We start from the raw sequence: 17,463 nt of genomic DNA on the forward strand, positions 1-17,463 counted from the left end.
CCTCCTCCCGCCACCGGTCCGGGCACGCACTCTGGTGCGCAGCGATCCGGCCCTGCGGGCCCCGCGCCCTGCAAGGAAAGACCTCCTTGCAGGGCGTTCGTGTTTTCAGGGTTTGCGGCAGTCCGCTGGCATGGAGCCGCCCGCCCACCAGGGCGGCTCCATGCACGCCGCCACCCCAATGTCTCCCGCCAGTCATTGATGCAGCGCAAACACCGGGAAAAGCCAGCCGTTTTCCCTAACGGCCGGCCCCGGGGAGCCTTCCTATAATCAGCGGCTGGTTTCATCAAGCCCCCGATACATAGAGGACGTCATGAGCGACACCCCCCACGAAGAAGCGCACACCGGCCCCATCAAGAACCCCAAGCAACTGCTGTTGACGGTCTTCTTTTCTTTTGTGGTCCCGATCTTCGCCATCATCGGGCTCGTGCTGTACGTGACCTCGGGCACCAAGCCGGCCGATGGCGCCGCCAACCCCGAACGGGCGCTGGCGGAACGCATCCAGAAGGTGGGCATGGTGGAAGTGCGCGATGCCAACCGCCCCCTGCGCCCCGGCGAGGAAGTCTTCAAGGGCCAGTGCGCCGCCTGCCATGCCACGGGCGCGGCGGGCGCCCCCAAGCTGGGTGACGCCGCGGCCTGGGGTCCGCGCATCAAGACCGGGTTCGAGGCGCTGGTGCATTCCGCCCTCGCCGGCAAGGGCGCGATGGCCCCGCAAGGCGGCGGCGAATTCAACGACACCGAAATCGCACGCGGCGTGGCCTACATGGCCAACGCGGCCGGTGCCAAGTTCGAAGAACCCGCCGCCCCTGCAGCCGCTGGCGCCTCCGGTGCCGCTGCCGCGGCTTCCGACCCCGCTGCGGCCCCCATGGCGGCTGCGGCACCCGCCTCCGCTGCACAGGCCGCCCCCGTAGCAGCCCCCGCCACGGCCGCTGCGCCTGCCGCCGCCCCCACGGCGACGGCCGCCGCCGGCGCTGGCGAAGCCCTGTACAAGCAGGCGTGCCAGGTGTGCCATGCCGCCGGCATTGCCGGTGCACCCAAGTTCGGCGACAAGGCCGCCTGGGCCGAGCGCCTGAAGGACGGCATCGACGGCATGACGCGCATCGCCATCGCCGGCAAGGGCGCCATGCCACCCCGCGGCGGCACGCAGGCGTCGGACGCGGACATCCACGCGGCGGTCGAGTTCATGGCCAACGCGGCCAAGTAAGACGAGGCCCCCGACCCCCAGCAAAAAGCCGGTCATCGACCGGCTTTTTTCGTTTCGGACAGGGTTACAAGGCCCTCGCCGCCGGGATATCGCCCCGGCCCAGGGCACGGCGGCGGATCAGACCCGGAACACCGACGGCTGCAGCACGTAGCCATAGCGCACTGGCAGATCGGCTGCCTGCACCGGCTGCGGGTCCCACTGCCCGGCCTCGACCGCCTGCGCGGCGGTTTCCATGTCCAGCGTGTGCGCCAGCCCCAGCACGGTGCCGTCGAACAGGTACAGGTGCCCGGCTTCGTCCAGCAGGCATTCGCGGGCGGTGGAGGCGCGGCCGGTGTGGGCGACCAGGCTGAAGTCCGGCTCGATGCGCCAGACCACCGGGGTGATCTCCAGCTCCACGTACACGCGCTGCGGGCCGTTCTGGAAGAACCAGCGCCCCTGGGCGTCGGCCTCGTAGTTGCGCTGGATGAAGTCGATGAGCTTGCCATGCGCCAGCAGCGAGCCTTTGGCCTGCGGGAACGGCCCCTGGGCCTGGGTGGCGTCGTCGCGCATGTACCAGCGGCCCCGCGCATCGAGCCCCAGCCAGCCGTAGCAGTCGGGAACGTTGGGCCACTTGGCGATGGCCTGTTTGACGATGTCATCCATGGCGCGATGGTATCGAGGGGGCCTGCCCTGCCGCGTAGTCCGGTGCCCCGTGGGCCGCCAGCCAGCCGGCCACCTCGGCCGGCATGGCGCGCACGTGGCCCGGCAGGCGCCCCTGGGCGAAGCCGACGTGCCCGCCATGCGCGGGCTGCCACAGCGTGACGTGGGCGCCGGCCTGCCCGGCGCGCGGCAGGCTGGACGCCGGCACGAACGGATCGTTGCGCGCATTGACGGCCAGCGCCGGGATGCGGATGCGCGCCAGCAGCGGCTGGGCCGAGGCGCGGCGCCAGTAGTCGTCGGTGTCGCGAAAGCCGTGCAGCGGCGCGGTGAACACGTTGTCGAAGTCGTACAGGTCGCGCGCGGCCAGCAGCGCCTGCCGGTCGAACAGGCCCGGGTGCTGGCGCAGCTTGGCCAGGGCCTTGGGCACCATGGTGCGCAGGAACATGCGCGTGTACACCTGCCGGTTGAAGCCCCGGCCGATGGCCGCCCCGCCTGCGGCCAGATCGAGCGGCGAACACACGGCCGCCACCGCATCGGCGCTGCGCGAGGCGCTGGCGCCGGCCTCGGCGGCCCAGCGCAGCAGCGCATTGCCGCCCAGCGACACGCCCACGGCCAGCAGCGGCGCGCGCGGGCCGGGCGTACCGTCGGCCCCGAGGGCGCCGTCGGCCTGCCGCTGCGCCAGGCGCGCCAGGATCCAGGCGATCTCCTCATGGTCGCCCGAGTGGTAGGCGCGCGGGGCCAGGTTGAGCTCGCCGCTGCAGCCGCGGAAATGCGGCACGGCGTAGGCCCAGCCGCGCTCGCGCGCCACGTCGGCGAAGGCCTCGGCATAGTGGCTGCGCGACGACCCCTCCAGTCCGTGGAACAGCACCAGCAGGGGCCGACCAGGATCGGCCTCCTGCCCGGCCCCTGCGGCCGGGTCCAGGAAGTCCACGTCCACGAAATCGCCGTCGGGTGCCGTCCAGCGCTCGCGCCGGTAGGCCGGGGGCGCGGCCAGCACGCGACGCGAGGCCAGCGCCGGCCAGATGGTCTGCAGGTGGCCGCCGGGCAACCAGCGAGGCGCTATATATTTCATAGCAACATGCCTTAGTCTTTATTGCGCTGGAGGGCTAAAAGGCTTGAAGCCCATAGGCCGGCAACATGGCAGGCAGCGCCTCAATGCAGCACCGGCGGCGGCTGGCCGGGCGCCTGGGATTCGTGCAGGGTGCCGGGGCTGGCGTGGTGGGCCACCAGGCGCCAGCCGAGCGGGGTCTTGTGATAGACGTTGGTGGAGTGCACGATGGCCTCGCGCACTCCGCCGTCCAGCACCACCTCGACATGCTCGACCACGCTGTGCACCGCGCTGGCCATGGCCTGCACGCGGTGCACCTGGGCCGGCCGGGCGCGCAGGGTGCCGTGCTCGAACATGGCGCTGAAGGCGGCGCGGATGGCCGCGGCGCCCAGCAGGCGCGGGCCGCCGGGGTTGACGCAGACGATGTCGTCCTCTTCGGCCCAGCACGCCATCAGGCGCTCCAGGTTGCCCGTCTGCAGGGCTTCGTAGAAGGCGGCTTCGGTTTCGTCGGCGGAGCCGCCCAGGTTGGCGGCGCGGTAGGGGGAACGGGTCATGGCGCTGGTGTGGGCTGTCATGCGGTGGCGCTATTGTCGGGGCTGGCGCGCGGCAGCGGTCGGCCCGGCGGACTACGCGGCCTCCCTGGCCCGCTGGGGCAGAATGCGCGAGCGCTGCCAGCCATTGGCACTGTCGCCTGCACCCGGCCCAGCGCACGCGCCATGAAACGTCTTCTTGCCACCCTGGCCGCCGTCCTGGCCCTCTCAGGCTGCGGCTACAACGACTTCCAGCGCCTGGACGAGCAGTCCAAGGCCGCGTGGAGCGAGGTGCTCAACCAGTACCAGCGCCGCGCCGATCTGGTGCCCAACATCGTCGCCACCGTCAAGGGCGAGGCCGCCTTCGAACAGGACACGCTGACCAAGGTGGTCGAGGCCCGCGCCAAGGCCACCTCCATCCAGGTGACGCCCGAGACGCTGAACAACCCCGAGGCATTCAACAAGTTCCAGGCCGCGCAGGGCGAGCTGTCCGGCGCCCTCTCGCGCCTGATGGTGGTGGCCGAGCGCTACCCGCAGCTGCAGGCCAACCAGGCGTTCCGCGACCTGCGCGTGACGCTGGAGGGCACCGAAAACCGCATCACCGTGGCGCGCAACCGCTACATCCAGACGGTGCAGGAATACAACGTGCTCGCGCGCAGCTTCCCCACCAACCTCACGGCCAAGGTGTTCAGCTACGACGCCAAACCCAGCTTCACCGTGCAGAACGAGGCGCAGATCTCCACCCCGCCGGCGGTGGACTTCTCCAAGCCGGCGTCCAGGCCCTGAAGCCCCACATCTGAGTGCCCGATATGCCCCTGGCGCACGTCCGACTAGCGCTGATAGCTCTTTTTTTGATAGCAATCGGCTGTTTTGGCACGCCGGCCCAGGCGCAGCGCGCCGTGCCGGCGCTGACTGCGCGCGTGATCGACGAGACCGGCACGCTCAGCGCGGCCGACCGGCAGGCGCTGGAAACGCGCCTGGCCGCCATCGAAAAGTCCCACGGCTCGCAGGTGGTGGTGCTGATGGTGCCCACCACCGCGCCCGAGGAACTGGCCGCGTTCGCCAACCGGGTCGGCAACGCCTGGAAGATCGGCCGCAAGGACGTGGGCGACGGCGTGCTGGTGCTGGTGGCCAAGGACGACCGCAAGATGCGCATCGAAGTGGCCAAGGCGCTGGAAGGGGCCATCCCCGACATCGCGGCCGCGCGCATCATCGACGGCGCCATGAAGCCGCGCTTTCGCGAGGGTGACTACGCAGGCGGCCTGTCCGCCGCGGTGAACCAGATCGGCGCGCGCATCGCCGGCGAATCGCTGCCCCTGCCCAGTGACACCAGCGAACGCGCGGCCCGGTCTGCGCCGGGCGTGGACTGGACCGACCTCGCCATCTTCCTGTTCTTCGGCGTGATGGTGGGCGGCCCGGTGGCGCGCGGCATTTTCGGCAACCGCCTGGGCGGCCTGCTGCTGGGCGGCGGCGTGGGCGGGCTGGCGTTCCTGTTCACCACCAGCGTGCTGCTGGCCGGCGGCGCGGGGTTGATCGCGCTGATCTACACCTGGCTTTTCAGCGGCACCGGCCTGTCCCTGGGCGGGCGGCGCAGCGGCGGCGGCTTCGGGCCGGCCGGGGGGGCCGGCATCGGCACGTCCACCGGGGGCTTCGGCGGCTGGAGCGGTGGCAGTGGCGGCGGCAGCAGCAGCGACGGGGGTGGATTCAGCTCGGGCGGCGGCGGCGATTTTGGCGGCGGCGGCGCCTCGGGAGACTGGTGACCATGGCGAAGAATTTGACGACTGGCCCTTCCTCGGCGTCCCCGTCTGCCCTGTCGCGCATCGCACGGCTCGTGCGGCACCGCTGGGTGGAAGGCCGCCTGCAACAGGCGCTGCCGCCCGACCTGCTGGAGCGCATCACGCGCCGCGTTGCGGCCAGCGAGCGCCGCCACACCGGGCAGATCCGCATCTGCGCCGAAGGCGGCCTGCCCACCAGCTACCTGTGGCGCGGCGCCAGCGCCCGCGAGCGCGCCGTCACCCTGTTCGGCAAGCTGCGCGTGTGGGACACCGAGCACAACAACGGCGTGCTCATCTACCTGTTGCTGGCCGAGCAGGCCATCGAGATCGTGGCCGACCGGGGCCTGTCCCGCACCGTGCCGCCCGAGACCTGGCGCACCCTGGTCGCGCACATGGGCGAGGCCTTTCGCGCCGGCCGCTACGAGGATGGCCTGACGCAGGCGCTGGCGGAGGTGTCCGCGCTGCTGGCCGCGCGTTTCCCGGCAGGGACCGGGGAAGACGGCACGGTGGCCGGTGGACACAATGAACTGCCCGATGCGCCGGTGCTCGCGGGCGATGCGCTCCTGAAAGAGTAGCCCCGGCCCGCGGCGCAGGCGTGCCGTGCCGGGCGCGCCCCCCGGGCCTTCGCAAACCCGGGCATCCCTGCGCGAGGGACCGGGAGCGTTTTCGCCGATGGACCGACGATCGCTGGCACCGTCCGCGTACCAGCGCGGCAGGAAAGGCGCCCCATGGACCCCCTTCGACCTCCCAACCGCACCAGGCCGCGCGAGCACAGCCCAGAGATTGGCAACCACACCGGCACCCCTGCGCCGGCACGGCACGTGCGCGCCCGCACGGCGGGGCCGGGCGCGATCGGTACGCCCCCGCTATCGCCGCGCCGCCCCTCGGACGACCGGCATGCCGCCGGGCCCTCCACGCTGCCGCCTCGCACCGCCGTCCCGCTGCACGCGATGCGCCCTCCCGTGCCCGGCACCGCCCTGCCGAGTTCTCCGCCGCCAGCGCTGTCAGAGCCGGAATCACCCGAATGCGACCTGGAGACCTGGGATGTCGAAGATCCCGAACGCCTGCAGGAAGAGCTGGCGGCACTGGGCATCCATGGCCCGCTGGACCCCTCCCAGCTGTTGGCCCTGGTGGATCTGGCCGTGCAACGCCCGGAAGATGAAGACCGGCTCCGGCAAGCGGCCGCCGCCTTGGTCGCCCACCGGGGGGCCGGACGGGCGATGGCCGACCGGCTGGAGCCGCTGTGGCGACAGCATTGCCAGAGCCATCCTGCCGCGGCCCGCGTGATCGAAACCGCACTGGGACCGGTGGGCACCTTCGCCGCCGTGGGGCCGGCCCCGGACGGAAGCGGCGATCCTGCCGCCCTCGAAGCAGACTTGGAGGCCTATCTGCAGACCGAACTGGAAGAAGACAGCGAGGACGGCGATGTGGAGGTCGATGTGGAACGCCTGGAAAAACCGCTGGGGCAACAGATCCACGCCTGGCTGGGCAATGCGGGCAACATGGGCCGTGCGATCGCCGCGCATTTCCAGGCCTTCGACGACGACCCGCAGGCGAGGGCCTTCGCCAGATTGCTGGAGCGCCTTCATCAGGAGGCTCTGCCCACGTTTTCTCCCGCGGCGCAACACCAGTTGATAGAGCAGGTGCGCACCGCCGCCATGATGATGGTGCGCGATCCCGGCCTGTGCCTCAACGTTTTCCTGGTCGCCCAGACGGCTCTGGGCGACTGCCGCGACAACCTGCTCGATGGCCTCTCCAAGGTGATGCTGGCCGTGCGCAGCCACCAAATGGTGCTGGGCGTGAGGATGGGCAAGATCGATGAGTCGAAGGCCCACCATTTGACGGGCCAGCGGTTTCGGCTTTCGCTGCTGGAGACCGCCACGAACCGCTTCATCGGCCGGCAAAAGGAACGTGCCGACTTCCCGCCCTGGAAGAAGAACTGGCTGGAAAAGGACGCCGTGGAAACCATGGTGCATGCCAAGGCCGCCTTGAAGACGGGCCTGAATCTCCCGCAGGACACGGCACAGGACCTGACGAGCCTGGACTTCAGCGTGCTGGAGCCGGCCGATATCGCCGCACTGCAAGCCGAGGTTCTGGAACAGGCGGCCGACCCCCAGGCCTACCACCAGTTCCTGATGAACGATGCGCCCTGGCGCGACAGCATGCAAGCGCTTCACCGGACCGCCTTCGACGCCATCGACGCCATCCGGGATGAAAACCCCTACTACGAACTGCTCCCCCCGCGCGATAGCACCAGCGCCGCCGCGTTCGAGCACGCAGAAGTCGGCAACAAGATCTACGCCGCCTGGCAGTCCGCCGTGGAACAGCAGCTGGAGGCTCTGGCGGCTCGCGCAAGCGGGGCGCTGCCGCCGCGCCATCCTTCGACATCGGAAGCCGGGCCCTCGCGCGCCAGCTAGCCGGCCAACCACCGCACTCCCGTGGAAAACCGACCCTTGACTGGCATCGCACGCATGGGCCGCGTGCGGCCGCGCGAGCCCAGCGCCGATGCGCCGTCCCCGTCCGACCGCCAAGTCCGCCCCCGCTGGAACAATGCCACGCACTTGGCGGGCCCCCTGGTCGCGCGCAATGCATTGCCGGGCAGCACTGCCGAAGCCGGAGCCCACTGGCGAGCGCCGCGCGCCCCTCTGCCCCTGCATCGGCCGGACCTGCCGGACCTGAACGCCGCACTGCCCCAGCCGCCGGACCTGCCAGACCTGAACACCGCGCTGCCCCAGCCACCAGACCTGCCGGACCTGAACGCCGCACTGCCCCAGCCGCCAGACCTGCCGGACCTGAACACCGCGCTGCCCCAGCCACCGGACCTGCCAGACCTGAACGCCGCACTGCCCCAGCCGCCAGACCTGCCGGACCTGAACGCCGCACTGCCCCAGCCACCAGACCTGCCGGACCTGAACGGCACGCCGCCGACTTCATCAAGCAGCGGGGCCGACACCTCGGATTCCGAAGAAGAAGACTGGCAAAGCGAGGACGAAGCGGCGCCGGACCCGCTCACGCTTCCCTTCGTGAACCATGCGGAACTCGGCATTCATGGCACGCCCCATTCGGCCCAGGTCTTCGCATTGCTGGACATGCTGGATGCCCACCCGGAGCGCGCGCAGCAGGTCATGCGTGTTTCGGCCGACCTGCTCGTGGAACTGGGGCCACTGCCCGAACTGCGCGACGGTCTGGAGGCCCGCGCCGCGGACGGGGCCTTGCACCCGGTCACGGCGGAGGCCGTCTGGCAATTGCGGGGCCTTCTGGTGCGCTTCGAGGACGACGATGTCGAGTCGGAGGACGAAGGGGAGGATAACGAGCGCGAAGAACTCGCCCGGGACCTGCGGCGCCAGACAATGCCGCTGGGCTGGGAAATCGCCCAATGGCTGGGCCAAGACCATCCCGATGCCGCAACGTTGAGCACCTTCGACGACGAACCCCAGGCCCCCGTTTTCGCCCGCCTGCTGGCACGGCTGCGGGATGCCAGCCACGATGGCCATGAAGGCAGCTCATCCACGGCGGTGGCGCAGCGGGCGGAGCAGGTCGCCGCCGTCATCCATGCGGTGGCGGGCGATCCCGACCTGCGGGCGCAGGTCTACCTGATTGCGCAGACGGCCCTGGGCAGCTGCCGGGACAACGTACTCGAAGGCTTTTCCAAGGCGCTGCTGGCCGTTCGCAACCACCAGATGGTGGCGGACATCCGCAGCGGCCGGTTGGACGCCGCGCAGTTCGACCACTGGGCGGGACAGCAATTTCGGCTGGCCTTGCTGGAGAGCGAGGTCACCCGGTTCATCCACCGCGAACTGCAGCGCCAGGACCTGGGGCCCTGGCCGAAACGCCAGCTGACGCGGGAGCCACTGGAGACCCTGATGCACGCCAAGCAGGCGCTGCGGGATCGCCTTGACCTGCCGGAAGGCACCGTGACGGGCGTGCAGGCCCTGCAGCTGAGCGTGCTGCGCCAAAAGGACGTGAACGACCTGGAAAAAGCCGTGTTGCAGCAGGCCCGCGACACCGCCGCCTACGGCGACTTCCGCATGGGCCACACGACCTGGCGCGAAGGCATGAAGGCACTGCACTCCCGTGCGTTCGCTTGGCTCCAGCAAGCGCGCGACGACGATCCGTTTTTCGATGAAGACATTCCCGCTTCCACGGACCTGGAAGGGCAGGTCGAATACGCCATCCGTGCCCGGGCGGTCGAGGCGCGGTGGCGGCACGAGGAGGACCGGCTGCTGCGGCACCTGGCGGGCCTCGAAGCGCCGCTGAGTCCCGTGAAGCCCGAGCCGGGCGCGGCCTGAGCCGCTGCACGCAGCCCCCTGCCGCTTCAGCCGGTGCCGGTGGGGTCCACCCAGCCCGGCACCGCCCACACCCGCCCGCCGCCGGCGGCGAAAAAGCGTCGCTCCGGCCCGGTGGCCATCGTCTGCCCTCCCGTGAACTCGCCGAACGCCGGCAGCACGGTGAGTTGCGGCTCCACCGCAAAGCAAGGCAGGCGCAGGGCGTCGCGCCCCCGCCCCCGCAGCACCACGGCGGGATGGACATGGCCCGCCAGCACATGCAGCGTGCCATGCGCCTGCGGGTGGTGGCAACAGGCGAACGGCCCGATCGGCCAGGGCTCGTCCACGATGGCGATGCCCAGTCCGGCCGGCGGATCGCCGGCGTGGCCGTCGTGGTTGCCTCGCACCAGCACCACCTCCAGCGCGGCATGTGCGGCGCGCCATGCCGACAGGGCGGCCAGCACGGCGGGCGACTGCGCCTCGGCCGCATGCAGGAAGTCGCCCAGCACCACCAGCCGCTGCGCCTCCTGCTGCGCGATCTGCGCAGCAAGCCGGGCCAGGTTGTCGCGCGTGGTGCCGGAGGGCACGGGCAGCCCGCGCGCGCGGAAGGTGTCGGATTTGCCCAGGTGCACGTCGGCCACGAACAGCGTGCGGCCGGCCGGCCACCACAGCGAGCGGTCGGGCAGCAGGTGGACTTCGGTGCCGGCGAGGTGGCAGATGGCGGCGCCCTGGGTTGCCGTATGGATGTCTGCTGCGCTCATGCGGCATTTTCCCCTCACAGCCGGGGCAGCGGCCGCGAGGGCTTCCGCTCCCGGCGCCGCTTCGCGGCACCGCCCGGGGCGGATTCGTCGGCCGCGGTGAGCGAGAAATCCAGCGTGCGGCGCACCTCGGCTGTCGCGGCCTGCATGGGGTCATTCGGCGCCGATGGGGCTTCGGCCATGGCCTGCGGTTCGCTGGCCGCCGCAGCAGATGCCTTGGTGGGGCGCCGCCGCGGCGCGCGCAAGGGCGGGTCGGGCGGCACCACGTCCTGCATGCGGGGCGCGGCATCGGCCGCCGGGCCGCGCGCATCGGCAGCGCTGTCCAGTTGCGCGAGCATGCGGGCGATGCGGTCGGCCAGGTGTTCGTTGGTGAGTTTTTCGCGAAAGCGCTCCACCATGAGCGGGAAGGCGAACGGACTCGGCCGCAGCAGCGCCCGCACCACGAGTTGCTGGCCCTGCATGCGGCGCAAAGCGGCCAGGAGCTGGGCCACGTCCAGCTCCTGGCTGAGCACCTCTTCGTCGGCCTGGCGCAGCAGCATGTTGGTGGTGTCGTATTTACGAAAGACCTCGAAGAACAGCTGCGACGACGCCTGCAGCTGGCGTGCGCTGCGGCGCTCGCCGGGGTGGCTCTGGAAGATCAGGCCCGACACGCGTGCGATCTCGCGAAAGCGCCGCCGTGCCATCTCGGTGGCATTCAGGCTGGCAAGCACTTCGTGCAGCAGGGCCTGGCGCTCCGGGTCGCCGTGCGGGGTTTCGGGCAGGGGATGGCCCGCGGAATCGTCGGCCTCGGCCCGCGCGGCATTGGCGGTGTTGCGGATGGCCAGGGCTTCGCTGGCGGGCAGCCGCGGGACCGAGGTGGGTGCACCGGATGCGCCGGATGCATCGGGTGATTCAGCGGGGGCGCCGGGCATTGCACGGGCGCGGGTGCTGAGCAGCTCGGGCAACAGGGCCGCCCAGTCGCGCTCGGTGGCGCTGAGCAGCTCCAGGCCGTAGTCGTTGACCGCGATCGAGAAGGTGCCCGCCTCGCCCTGCGCAGCGCGCCAGGCGAACAGGCTGGCCAGGCCGGTGTGCGCGTGCCGCCCGGCGAAGGGGTAGAGGAACAGGTGCCAGCCTTCGCGCGTGCGCAGGGTTTCGGCCAGCAGCGTGCCGGGCGTGGGCAGGGCCGACCAGCGCTGCTGCACGTCCAGCAGCGGGCGCACGCTTTTCAGCTCGGGCGAGCGGTAGTCGCCGTCCGCCGCCAGCGCGAGCTGGCGCACCACGAAATCGGCCAGCACCGTGGACAGCGGCATGCGCGAGCCCGCCCAGCGCGGCACGGTGGGCCGGCCACGCGCGGCGCGGCGCACGTAGGCGGTCATGTCCTCGATGCGGACCATCTCCAGCACCTGGCCTGCGAACACGAAGCAGTCGCCGGCCGACAGGCGCGACAGAAAGCTCTCTTCCATGGTGCCCAGGCGCGCGCCGTGCAGCACCTGCACCACCATGCTGGCATCGCTCACGATGGTGCCGATGTTGGCGCGGTGGCGCCGCGCCAGGCGCGCATCGGGCATGCGCCACACGCCGCCCTCGTCAGGCACCACGCGCTGGTAGTCCGGGTACACGGCCAGCGACGGCCCGCCCCGGTGCACGAAGTCCAGGCACCACTGCCACACGGCGCGCGGCAGGTCGGCATAGGCCGCCGTGCGGCGCACCTCGGCATAGAGCGCATCGGGCTCGAAGCCGCCACCCAGGGCGACGGTGACCAGGTGCTGCACCAGCACGTCCACGGGGCGGCGCGGGCTGGCGCGCATCTCCACCTGGCCCGCCTGCACCGCGGCGCGGGCGGCGGCGGCCTCGACCAGCTCCAGGCTGTGGGTGGGCACCAGGGTGATGCGCGACGGCCGCCCGGGCGCATGGCCCGATCGCCCTGCGCGCTGCAGCAGCCGCGCGATGCCCTTGGCCGAGCCGATCTGCAGCACGCGCTCCACGGGCAGGAAGTCCACGCCCAGGTCCAGGCTGGAGGTGCACACCACCGCCCGCAGCCGCCCGGCCTTGAGCCCGGCCTCGACCCATTCGCGCACGCCGCGGTCCAGCGAGCCGTGGTGGATGGCCAGTTCGCCCGCCCAGTCGGGCCGCGCATCGAGGATGGCCTTGTACCAGACCTCGGCCTGCGAGCGCACGTTGACGAAAACCAGCGTGGTGCGCGTGCCGGCCAGCTCGCGCACCACGGCCGGCAGCATCGACAGGCCCAGGTGGCCGGCCCAGGAAAAGCGCTCGGGGTGGTCGGGCAGCAGCGTGTCCACCACCAGGCGCTTGTCCACCCGGCCCTGCACCAGCACGCCCTCGGCGCAGCCGCCGCCCTGACAACCGGGCGGCTGGCCCAGCAGCGTGTGCATGGCTTCCTCCAGGTTGCCGAGCGTGGCCGACATGCCCCACACGCGCAGCGCCGGGTTCCAGCCCTGCAGGCGGGCGATGGCCAGCTGCACCTGCACGCCGCGCTTGTTGCCCAGCAGTTCGTGCCATTCGTCGGCCACCACGAGCTGCACGGACGACAGCGCCTCGCGTGCATCGCCGCGCGCCAGCAGCAGCGACAGGCTCTCGGGCGTGGTCACCAGCACCGTGGGCAGCCGCCGCGACTGCGCGCTGCGCTCGCCGCTGGCGGTATCGCCCGTGCGCGCGCCGGCCGTCCAGCGCGCCACGCCGCCGTGCACCGGCGCCAGCGCATCGAGCGGCGCCTGCAGCGCCTTGAGCGTGTCGGCCGCCAGCGCCCGCATGGGCGTGAGCCACAGCACCGTGAGCGGCGCGGCGGTGCTGTGCCGCCCCCGCGAAGGGGTTGCTACTTTTTTTATAGCATCATCCCCTAGTGTTGATTGCGGCGAAGGCCGATTTGGCTCAAAACCCTCCGAAGCCCCTGCCAGCGCCTGCAAAGCCCCCAGCCACACCGCGTAGGTCTTGCCAGCCCCGGTCGTCGCATGCAGCAGGCCCGAGCGGCCTTCCGCCATGGCCTTCCACACCTGCTTTTGGAACGGAAACGGCTTCCAGTCCCGCTGCGCGAACCAGTCGGCCACCGCGCGCTGCACCGCAGACCGGGTCACCGCCAGGCCTCCGGCCGCGGCAAAGGGCTTTGCCTGAAGACAGACAGCGCCTGGCCCGCGCGAACCCAGCCACGGGCCACCGGAGGCCGGGTGGCTTCGGCGCCCCGCTGCGGGTGCGCCGCGGCGCGCACGGGTTGCCGCACAAACGGCTGGACCATTCCGGAGTGCAAAGCGGCGCAGCGCGCAGGCCCATCCGCCGATCGCCGAGCGCATCGCAGGCAGCCGGCCGAAAAGCGCAGGCAGGCGGAATGCGCCGCCTTTTTCCGAAGCGTCTTTTTGGGGTGGACCACCGCGGGATGCGCCGGCCGCCGGGCCACCGCCCGGCCCAGAAATGCCGCCCTTTCGCGGTCTTCTTCAATGAGCGGCACGGGACCTGCGGCGCTCACGCATCGGACCTCGGCAACAAGGCCGCCAGGGTGTCCACCGAATCCGCCTCGGCCACGGGTTTGTCCTCGCGCCAGCGCAGCATGCGCGGAAAGCGCACGGCGATCCCGCTCTTGTGGCGTGAACTGCGGGCGATGCCCTCGAACCCCAGCTCGAACACCAGCGTGGGCCGCACGCTGCGCACCGGGCCGAAGGTCTCGACGGTGGTCTTGCGGATGACCGCATCCACGCGCGCCATCTCGGCATCGGTCAGGCCGGAGTAGGCCCTGGCGAACGGCACCAGCGCGCGGCCCTCGGTGCCCGGCGGGCCATCCCACACGGCGAAGGTGTAGTCGCTGTACAGGCTGGCGCGCCGGCCGTGGCCGCGCTGGGCGTAGATCAGCACGGCGTCGATGCTCAAGGGGTCGATCTTCCACTTCCACCAGGTGCCCACGTCTTTCGTGCGGCCCACGCCGTACCCGGCATCGCGGGCCTTGAGCATCATGCCCTCCACGCCCAGCGAGCGGGCCTGTTCGCGCTGCAAGGCGAGATCGTCCCAGCGCTCACTTTGCAGCACGGGGCTGGCTACCAGCGCCGGGTGCGCCACGCGCGCCAGCAGCGCATCGAGCCGCGCCCGGCGTTCGTGCTGGGGCCGCTGGCGCAGGTCCTGGTCTCCCTCCTCCAGCAGGTCGTAGGCGAGCAGCACCACGGGCAGTTCGCGCAGCAGCTTCGGCGTGAGGGTCTTGCGGCCGATGCGCTTTTGCAGATCGGCGAACGGCCGCACATGGGCCGCGGCGCCGCCCTCGGCCGCGCGCCAGACGACGATCTCGCCGTCGAGTACCGTGCCGTCGGGCAGCGCGGCGCCGAGCGACTGCAGCTCGGGGAATCGGTCGCTCACCAACTCCTCGCCGCGCGACCAGATCCAGATGCCCGCATTGGCGCCGGCCCCCTCGGCCGAATCCTTGCCATCCGCAGCCAGGGCGCCACGGCGCACGATCTGTGCCCGGATGCCGTCCCACTTCCACTCCACGATCCACTGCGCAGGCGGGCCGAGCACCGTGTCGAATTGCGACACCGGCAGTTGCAGCGGGTGCGCCAGAAAGAAGGGATAGGGGTGGCCGCGGGCCTCGCCCTCGGCGGCATCGCCGCCCTCGCCCTCCGCCGCGACCAGGCGAAGGTAATCGGCCTCGCCCGGACGGGCCCCGATGTGCGTGTAGCCCATGAGCCGCTGCGCGATGCGCTTGGCATCCACGCCGCTGACCGCGGCCAGCACTTGCGTCACCTGAAGGCGCGATACCCCCACCCGGAACGCGCCGGTGATGAGCTTGAAATACACCAGCCGCTCTTCGGGCGCGAGGCTGGCCCACTGCGCGCGCAACGTGGCCTCCAGCGCTTCGGGCGGCATGCCGCGCAGGGGAAGCAGGTGGTGCTCCATCCATTCGGCCAGGCCCAGCGCCTGCACTTGCGTGGGCGCGGGCAGCAGCAGCGAAATGGTCTCGGCCAGATCGCCCACGGCCTCGTAGCTTTCGTCGAACAGCCATTCGGGCAAGCAGGCCACCTCGCGCGCCAGGGCGCGCAGGAGCTTGGTCGGAACCAGTTGGCGCGGCTTGCCGCCTGCCAGGAAATACACCGCCCAGGCCGCATCGGCCGGCGCCGCCGCGCGCAGGTAGGCCTGCAGCGCGGCCTGCTTGGCAAGGTTGGAGGTGCTGGCGTCGAGCGCGCGGTAGAGCGCGGCGAAGTCCTTCATGGCGCGGACGAAGGTGGGGACTCGGGCTCGGAAGTGGGCACCGCTTTGCCAGCTGGCGGGGTGTGAACGCTGTCCGTGCTTCGGTCGGCGTCTTTGACCGCGCGCTTCGATCGGGCCTTCGTTGCTGCGGCAGCGACGTCGCCCGGACCCTGCGGAGGCAACGCGGCGTCGGCAAGCAGTGGGGCATCTCCCCCCGGCAATGCGATGGCGGGCGTGGCGGCATTGCCTTCACGCTCCGCCTCCAGGGCTTGTGCCGCGGCCTGCGCCGGCGCCGTCTGCGCGCCAGCCGCCTCCTGGTCATCCTCGTCGCCGTATTCCGTGTGGAACGACTGCGCATCCAGCCCCTGCTCGCACAGCCATCGCACCAGCACGGCCACGCTGCCGTGGGTCACGAAAACGCGTTCGGCCCCGGTGGCCCCGATCGCCCGCTGCAGGCCGGGCCAATCCGCGTGGTCCGACATCACGAACCCGCGGTCCACGCCCCGGCGGCGGCGCGTGCCGCGCAACTGCATCCAGCCGCTGGCGAACGCATCGGCATGGCGGGCGAAGCGGCGCATCCAGGGCGTGCCCTGGGCAGACGGCGGGGCCAGCACGAGCGCGGTCTTGAGCATCTGCGCGTCCACGCCCGGGTCGGTCACGCGGAAGGTGGGCGGAAGATCCACGCCCGCCGCGCGGTACACCGCATTGAGCGGCTCCACCGCACCATGCACCACGATCGGGCCGATGCTCCGGTCCACGCCGTGCAGGATGCGCTGGGCCTTGCCGAAGGCGTAGCACAGCAGCACCGAAGGCCGGCCCTGCGCGGCATTGGCGCGCCACCAGGCGTCGATGTCGGCGAACAGCACGGGCTGCGTGGGCCAGCGGTAGATGGGCAGGCCGAAAGTGGATTCGGTGATGAAGGTGTCGCAGCGCACCGGCTCGAACGGGACGCAGGTGCCATCGGCCTCGGTCTTGTAGTCGCCTGACGCGACCCAAACCCGTCCGCCGTGTTCCAGCCGCACCTGGGCGGACCCCAGCACATGGCCCGCAGGGTGCAGCGACAGACGCACGCCGTGGTGTTCGATGGCTTCGCCATAAGCCAATGTCTGCAAGGCGATGTCGGCGCCCAGCCGGGCCCGAAGCACGCCCTCGCTGTCGGTGTGGGCCAGGTAGTGGGCGTGGCCCACGCGCGCATGGTCCGAATGACCGTGCGTGATGACCGCCCGCTCCACCGGCCGCCAGGGATCGATGTAGAAATCGCCCGCCGTGCAATAAAGGCCTTCGGGGCGCGCGACGATCAGATCGACCTCACCGCGCGCCATGTCCGGTGTCTTTCGCGAAAGGAGAGAAGCGCCGACGAGCGACCTGTCTGACCCCGCCGCCCAATGCGCCGTGCGTAGAAGGAAGTGCTGTGTGCGCTTGCATGCCGAATGCTATCGCCCACCCTTCTTTCGCCCGGGTGCGGAACGCCGCATGCCTGTGTCAGCCGGCGCCTACCGTGCGTCTTGCCGCGTCCAGCTCCACCTCCAGAGCCCCCTGCAACCGTGTCGCCGTGTCGCCGTGTCGCCGTGTCGCCGTGTCGCCAGCTTCATTTCAGCCGCCCATGAAAAAAGCCGCCCGAAGGCGGCTTGTCACAGAAGGAACGGAGAGCCGTTCAATCGATCAGCGCTTTTGGCGGAACTTGCGCAGCGCAGCGATCTGCGCGGCCATCACGGCCAGTTCCGATTGCGCCTTGGCCAGGTCCAGTTCGCTCTTGGCGTTCTTGACGGCCTCTTCGGCAGCAGCCTTGGCCTGGTTGGCCTTCTCGTCATCCAGGTCCTTGCCGCGCACTGCGGTATCGGACAGCACCGTCACGCGGTGGGGCTGCACTTCCAGAATGCCACCGGCCACGAAGACGAACTCTTCGCCGCCGTCGGCCATCTCGATGCGCACCGAGCCGGGCTTGATGCGCGTGATCAGCGGGGTGTGGCGGGGATAGATGCCCAGCTCACCGGCTTCGCCGGGCAGAGCGACGAACCGCGCTTCGCCGGAGAAGATGGATTCTTCGGCGCTGACGACATCGACGTGAATGGTGTTCATGGTGGTTC

Annotated in this window: 14 protein-coding genes; 6 read left to right on the forward strand and 8 right to left on the reverse strand. The window is 71.0% G+C overall.

Features of this window, described 5'->3' with window-relative positions:
- Positions 1 to 310 precede the first annotated feature (310 nt).
- Complete coding sequence (locus M5C98_RS21940; protein WP_272549581.1) at positions 311 to 1,201, forward strand: c-type cytochrome; 891 nt, start codon at positions 311 to 313, stop codon at positions 1,199 to 1,201.
- Between the two features lie 117 nt (positions 1,202 to 1,318).
- On the opposite strand, the gene M5C98_RS21945 is transcribed toward M5C98_RS21940, so the two are convergent.
- The 3 genes from M5C98_RS21945 to M5C98_RS21955 all read right to left on the reverse strand — a co-directional run bounded on the left by M5C98_RS21945 (position 1,319) and on the right by M5C98_RS21955 (position 3,442).
- Entirely contained in the window at positions 1,319 to 1,843 is a 525-nt protein-coding gene (locus M5C98_RS21945) for a DUF2946 family protein (RefSeq protein ID WP_272549582.1), read from the reverse strand.
- Entirely contained in the window at positions 1,836 to 2,912 is a 1,077-nt protein-coding gene (locus M5C98_RS21950) for a YheT family hydrolase (protein ID WP_272549583.1), read from the reverse strand. The genes M5C98_RS21945 and M5C98_RS21950 overlap by 8 nt, the downstream gene beginning before the upstream one ends.
- Positions 2,913 to 2,992: 80 nt before the next feature.
- On the reverse strand, positions 2,993 to 3,442 hold the full coding sequence (locus tag M5C98_RS21955) for a YybH family protein (protein WP_272549584.1): 450 nt from the start codon (positions 3,440 to 3,442) through the stop codon (positions 2,993 to 2,995).
- A 162-nt stretch (positions 3,443 to 3,604) separates the two neighbouring features.
- On the opposite strand from M5C98_RS21955, the gene M5C98_RS21960 reads away from it, so the two are divergent.
- From M5C98_RS21960 to M5C98_RS21980, 5 genes are all read left to right on the forward strand, one after another.
- Positions 3,605 to 4,204 (forward strand): LemA family protein, encoded by a 600-nt coding sequence (locus M5C98_RS21960; RefSeq protein ID WP_272549585.1) that lies wholly within the window; start codon positions 3,605 to 3,607, stop codon positions 4,202 to 4,204.
- Positions 4,205 to 4,227: 23 nt separating this feature from the next.
- Complete coding sequence (locus tag M5C98_RS21965; protein WP_272549587.1) at positions 4,228 to 5,178, forward strand: TPM domain-containing protein; 951 nt, start codon at positions 4,228 to 4,230, stop codon at positions 5,176 to 5,178.
- 2 nt (positions 5,179 to 5,180) lie between these two features.
- Entirely contained in the window at positions 5,181 to 5,768 is a 588-nt protein-coding gene (locus M5C98_RS21970; RefSeq protein ID WP_272549590.1) for a TPM domain-containing protein, read from the forward strand.
- Between the two features lie 153 nt (positions 5,769 to 5,921).
- Complete coding sequence (locus M5C98_RS21975) at positions 5,922 to 7,610, forward strand: NEL-type E3 ubiquitin ligase domain-containing protein (RefSeq protein ID WP_272549592.1); 1,689 nt, start codon at positions 5,922 to 5,924, stop codon at positions 7,608 to 7,610.
- Positions 7,611 to 7,631: 21 nt separating this feature from the next.
- On the forward strand, positions 7,632 to 9,482 hold the full coding sequence (locus M5C98_RS21980; RefSeq protein WP_272549593.1) for an NEL-type E3 ubiquitin ligase domain-containing protein: 1,851 nt from the start codon (positions 7,632 to 7,634) through the stop codon (positions 9,480 to 9,482).
- A gap of 26 nt (positions 9,483 to 9,508) precedes the next feature.
- Here M5C98_RS21980 and pdeM read toward each other — a convergent pair whose 3' ends face one another.
- From pdeM to M5C98_RS22005, 5 genes are all read right to left on the reverse strand, one after another.
- Positions 9,509 to 10,219, reverse strand: a complete 711-nt coding sequence (gene pdeM / locus M5C98_RS21985; protein ID WP_272549594.1) for a ligase-associated DNA damage response endonuclease PdeM — start codon at positions 10,217 to 10,219, stop codon at positions 9,509 to 9,511.
- 14 nt (positions 10,220 to 10,233) lie between these two features.
- Positions 10,234 to 13,293 (reverse strand): ligase-associated DNA damage response DEXH box helicase, encoded by a 3,060-nt coding sequence (locus tag M5C98_RS21990; protein WP_442867302.1) that lies wholly within the window; start codon positions 13,291 to 13,293, stop codon positions 10,234 to 10,236.
- Positions 13,294 to 13,669: 376 nt separating this feature from the next.
- Complete coding sequence (locus M5C98_RS21995) at positions 13,670 to 15,397, reverse strand: ATP-dependent DNA ligase (RefSeq protein ID WP_272549597.1); 1,728 nt, start codon at positions 15,395 to 15,397, stop codon at positions 13,670 to 13,672.
- A complete protein-coding gene (locus M5C98_RS22000; RefSeq protein WP_272549598.1) occupies positions 15,394 to 16,698 on the reverse strand; it encodes a ligase-associated DNA damage response exonuclease in 1,305 nt (434 codons plus the stop codon). Before M5C98_RS22000 ends, M5C98_RS21995 begins: the two co-directional genes overlap by 4 nt.
- Positions 16,699 to 17,038: 340 nt before the next feature.
- Positions 17,039 to 17,455: a F0F1 ATP synthase subunit epsilon gene (locus M5C98_RS22005; protein ID WP_092745245.1), complete on the reverse strand. Its 417-nt coding sequence runs from the start codon at positions 17,453 to 17,455 to the stop codon at positions 17,039 to 17,041.
- Positions 17,456 to 17,463: the final 8 nt, after the last annotated feature.

It is taken from the genome of Acidovorax sp. NCPPB 3576 (genome assembly GCF_028473605.1).
In the GTDB taxonomy this organism is placed as follows: Bacteria; Pseudomonadota; Gammaproteobacteria; order Burkholderiales; family Burkholderiaceae_C; genus Paracidovorax.